Source organism: Rhizorhabdus sp. (assembly GCF_018006725.1).
GTDB lineage: Bacteria > Pseudomonadota > Alphaproteobacteria > Sphingomonadales > Sphingomonadaceae > Rhizorhabdus.
Genome location: NZ_JAGMXV010000370.1, coordinates 1 through 3,710 on the forward strand (window position 1 = coordinate 1; position 3,710 = coordinate 3,710).

Below are 3,710 nucleotides of genomic sequence, written 5' to 3' on the forward strand. Positions count from 1 at the left end.
ACCGTGCTCATCCGTGTCACCCCTGCTTGCGGACGTGCGGCATGCGCGTCTTTTCCTCGGACGGCACCAACCCCTCCAGCACCGCCCAGAATCCGGTTACAGCATTTTGCCCGGCCTGCGCATAGGCCACCGACAGTCGCTCGCGCAGCGCCTCGAACAGCGACGCCTCGAGCGAGGCGCCCTCTTCGGTGACGCGCAGCAGGCGCTGACGGCGATCCTCGCGACCGGGGCGCGTCTCGACCAGCCCGCGATCGTGAAGTTCGTTGAGCACGCGTCCCAGCGACTGCTTGGTGATGCCGAGCAGCCGGAGCAGTTCGCTGACGGTGATGTCGGGATTGCGCGCGATGAAATAGAGCGAGCGATGATGCGCGCGACCCAGCCCCTGCGCCGCCAGCCCTTCATCGATGCCACGCAGCAGGTGGCTGTAGCCGAAATAGAGAAGCTCGACGCCGCGCCGGATTTCCGGCTCGCGCAGGAACAGCGGGGATGCGGCCCTGAAGCCTTCGGGTGCGTTGGGGCCGGCCATGGCGACGTTATCTGCTCTCCATTCTGTCGCCGATGCGCGTAATGAAAATGCGCGCCGATGTCATCGTCTGAAATTATCGCGCCCTGACGTTCATTCGGGCGGGGACAGAACCATGCGGCTGCGGTGCAGGGTCGCAGCGACGTACAGCGCGAGGCCCGCCCAGATCAGCCCGAAGGACAGGAGGTGGATCGGCAGCAACGGTTCGCCGAAGACATGGATCGCGATCAGCATCTGCAGCGTCGGGCCGATATATTGGAGAAGACCGAGATCGGAATAACGGATCCTGTTGGCGGCCCCGGCGAAGAGCAGCAGGGGCATGGTCGTCGCCACGCCGCTCAACACCAGCAGCCAGAAGGCGGGGGGCGTTGCGCCGGGCGCCAGTTGCGGCATCGTCAGCAGCCAGATCGCTGCGAAGGGCGCAAGAAGGCCGGTCTCGATCAGCAGCCCCTCGACCGGACCAAGTGCAATCTTCTTTCGGACGAGACCGTAAAGCCCGAAGCTCGCCGCCAGTCCGAGCGGGATATAGGGGATGCTGCCTTGATAGATCGCCAGCGCGAGCACGCCGACCCCCGCGAGCAGAACTGCGCCGGTTTCCATCCGCCCGAGCCGCTCGCCGAAGAATATCATGCCCAGCACGATGTTGAGCAGAGGATTGATGAAATAGCCGAGGCTGGCCTGGAGCGCATGTCCGCTGTTGATCGCGTAGATGTAGAGCAGCCAGTTGGCCGCGATCAGCAGGGTCGAGGCGACCAGCGCCAGGAGGATGCGCGGCTGACGCAGCGCGGCCAGCGCCGCGGGCCACCGACGCAGGACGAAGGCGAGCAGGACGATGATCAGGAGCGACCAGACAACGCGTTGCGCGAGGATCGCGGTGGGGAAAAGCGGCGCCATCGCTCGGATGAACAGGGGGAGCAGGCCCCATATCGTATAGGCGCCGATTCCCATGAGGACGCCGAGGCGCGCTTGCGATGTGCCGTTCATTCGCCTCGCCTATGAGCGGCCGGCCGGAAAGGCAATCGGCCAGCGTCCACGAGGGGCGCTGGCCGAAGGCGGGGGGCAACAGAAGGGGCGAATTTCAGAAGGTGGCTTTGATCGTTGCCCCGAAGGTGCGCGGATCGCCGGTCTGTCCCGCGATCAGGCCGGTGTTGCTCGGCGCGGTCTGCAGCAGTTCGAAATAGTTGGTGTCGAACGCGTTGCGGACCCAGCCGAAGACGTCGAAGCTCTCGGTACGGAAACCCGCACGGAAGTTCGTGATGTTATAGCCATTGACCAGCGTGTATCGCGACGGCGACGGGTTCGACTGGAAGTTGGACCGGTACTGGCCGTCGACACCGAAATAGATCTGGCCTTCCCTGTCGAGCAGATCGATCGGCGCGTTGACCTCGGCACCATAGGACACCGAATATTTCGACACGCCGGGCAGGCGCTGGCCGGAGATGTTGCAGTTGGCCGGGCTCAACGAACCGGGAACTCCGGGAGCGCCCGGAGTCTGGCCGACCCCGACGGTGGTGCCGCCGGCCAGTTCGGGCGGACAGGGGGCGTCGACGAAGCGGACATATTTGGCGTCGGTATAGGCGCCGTTCAGATAGGCGTTGAAGCGCTCGCTCGGACGGATCGAGAAATCGGTCTCGATGCCCTGTGAGCGGACCTTGCCGGCATTCGCCAGATAGCCGCGCAGCACGCCCAACTGGCCGTTGGTCACCGTCGCCTGATAGTTCTTGATGTCGGTGCGGAACGCCGCGACGTTGAAGGTCGCCTTGCGGTCCCAGAACTGGGTCTTCAGACCGACCTCGAACGAATTGACCGATTCGGGCTTGATGTCGGACTGAAGCGGGTTGCCTGCAGCGTCGGTCGGCAGGCCGTTCTGGTTGATGCCGAACGTCTTGAAGCTCTTGGCGTAGGTCGCATAAGCGAGAATGCCGGGTGCCAGCTTGTAGTTGACGTTGAAGTCATAAGTGAAGTTCCAGGCGCTGTCGGAAGGTGCGCTGGTCTGCGGCGAGAAGACGCCGCACTGTGCGGCCCCGACCGGATTGGTCGCGGCGGACTGCGGGCAAGTCAGGAGCGCTCCGGCGCCCGTCGTCACGACACGCTGATAGAAGCCCGACTTCTTGTCATAATTGACCCGTGCGCCCGGCTGGATAGTCAGTTCGTCGGTGACCTTCCAGCTCAGCTGCCCGAACAGAGCGGCGCTCGTGGCCTTGAGCCACTGGGTGTTGCGCGCGGTCAGGCCGTTCAGGACACTCGGATCATTGGCAAGCGCGCCGGTCAGATTCCACCGGCTCGATGCCGCGCCCTGCTGCTCGAGGCCCTGCGTATCGATGCGCTGCTTGAAGCCGAACAGGCCGACGACGAAGTCCACCTTCTTGCCGCTGTAACTATAGCGGAACTCTTGCGAATATTGGTCCTGCTGCGACGGGTTCTGCGAGCGAGAGACGATTGGCAGACCGGTGAAGTCGCGGTCGTTCTCCGGCTTCCAGTCCCAGAAACGCCAGGCGGTGACCGAGGTCAGCGTGCCGCCGCCGACGTCCCACTTCACCTTGGCCGAGACGCCGCCGATCTTGTTGCCGGCGTTGAGATTGGCGTCGATGTCGGTCAGGCGGTCGAACGGGTTGCGGCTGACGACGCGATAATTCTGGGCGGCGGCGAGCGCCTCATACTGGCGCGCCAGCGCGCGCTGGGTGGTGCCGACGCGGACGAAGACGGTGCCGCAGCATTCGGCGTCCTGCTTGCTGTAGTCGCCTGACAGGGTGATGCTCAGCCCTTCGGTCGGCTGAAACAGAAGCTGCGCCCGCAGGCCGAGATTGTCCTGCGCGTTGATCCACTGCTGGGATGTCACGTTATAGATCGTGCCGCGACGCGAGGTGGTCGCGACCGCCACGCGCGCGGCGATCTTTTCCGACAGCGGTCCCGACAGCGCAGCCTTGGCCTGCTTGAAGGCCAGATTGCCGACCGTCACTTCGGCCTTGCCCTGGAAGTCGAAAGTCGGCTGGTTGGTGGTGATGTTGATCGCGCCGGCGGTGGTGTTCTTGCCGTAAAGCGTTCCCTGCGGCCAGCGCAGCACCTCGACCTGCTTGACGTCGAGGAAGTCGAACACCGCTGCCGCCACACGGGCGTTGTAGACGTCGTCGACATAGATGCCGACGCCCTGCTCGAAGCCGTCGCTGGTGAGGCCGAAGGGCACGCC

The 3,710-nt window shown here is 64.5% G+C and carries 3 protein-coding genes; all 3 read right to left on the reverse strand.

Going from position 1 to position 3,710, the window contains the following annotated elements; genetic code table 11:
- Positions 1 to 16 precede the first annotated feature (16 nt).
- On the reverse strand, positions 17 to 526 hold the full coding sequence (locus KAY22_RS26175; protein WP_296626016.1) for a MarR family transcriptional regulator: 510 nt from the start codon (positions 524 to 526) through the stop codon (positions 17 to 19).
- Between the two features lie 90 nt (positions 527 to 616).
- Positions 617 to 1,507 carry an EamA family transporter RarD gene (gene rarD, locus KAY22_RS26180; RefSeq protein WP_296626017.1) on the reverse strand — a complete coding sequence of 297 codons (891 nt, stop codon included), beginning with the start codon at positions 1,505 to 1,507 and terminating at the stop codon, positions 617 to 619.
- A gap of 94 nt (positions 1,508 to 1,601) precedes the next feature.
- A partial coding sequence (locus tag KAY22_RS26185) for a TonB-dependent receptor (protein WP_296626018.1) occupies positions 1,602 to 3,710 on the reverse strand: 2,109 nt, incomplete at its 5' end.

Coding starts and splice junctions, on each gene's coding strand:
- KAY22_RS26175 (WP_296626016.1), bottom strand. CDS start 526: ATGGCCGGCCCCAACGCACCCGAAGGCTTCAGGGCCGCATCCCCGCTG.
- rarD (WP_296626017.1), bottom strand. CDS start 1,507: ATGAACGGCACATCGCAAGCGCGCCTCGGCGTCCTCATGGGAATCGGC.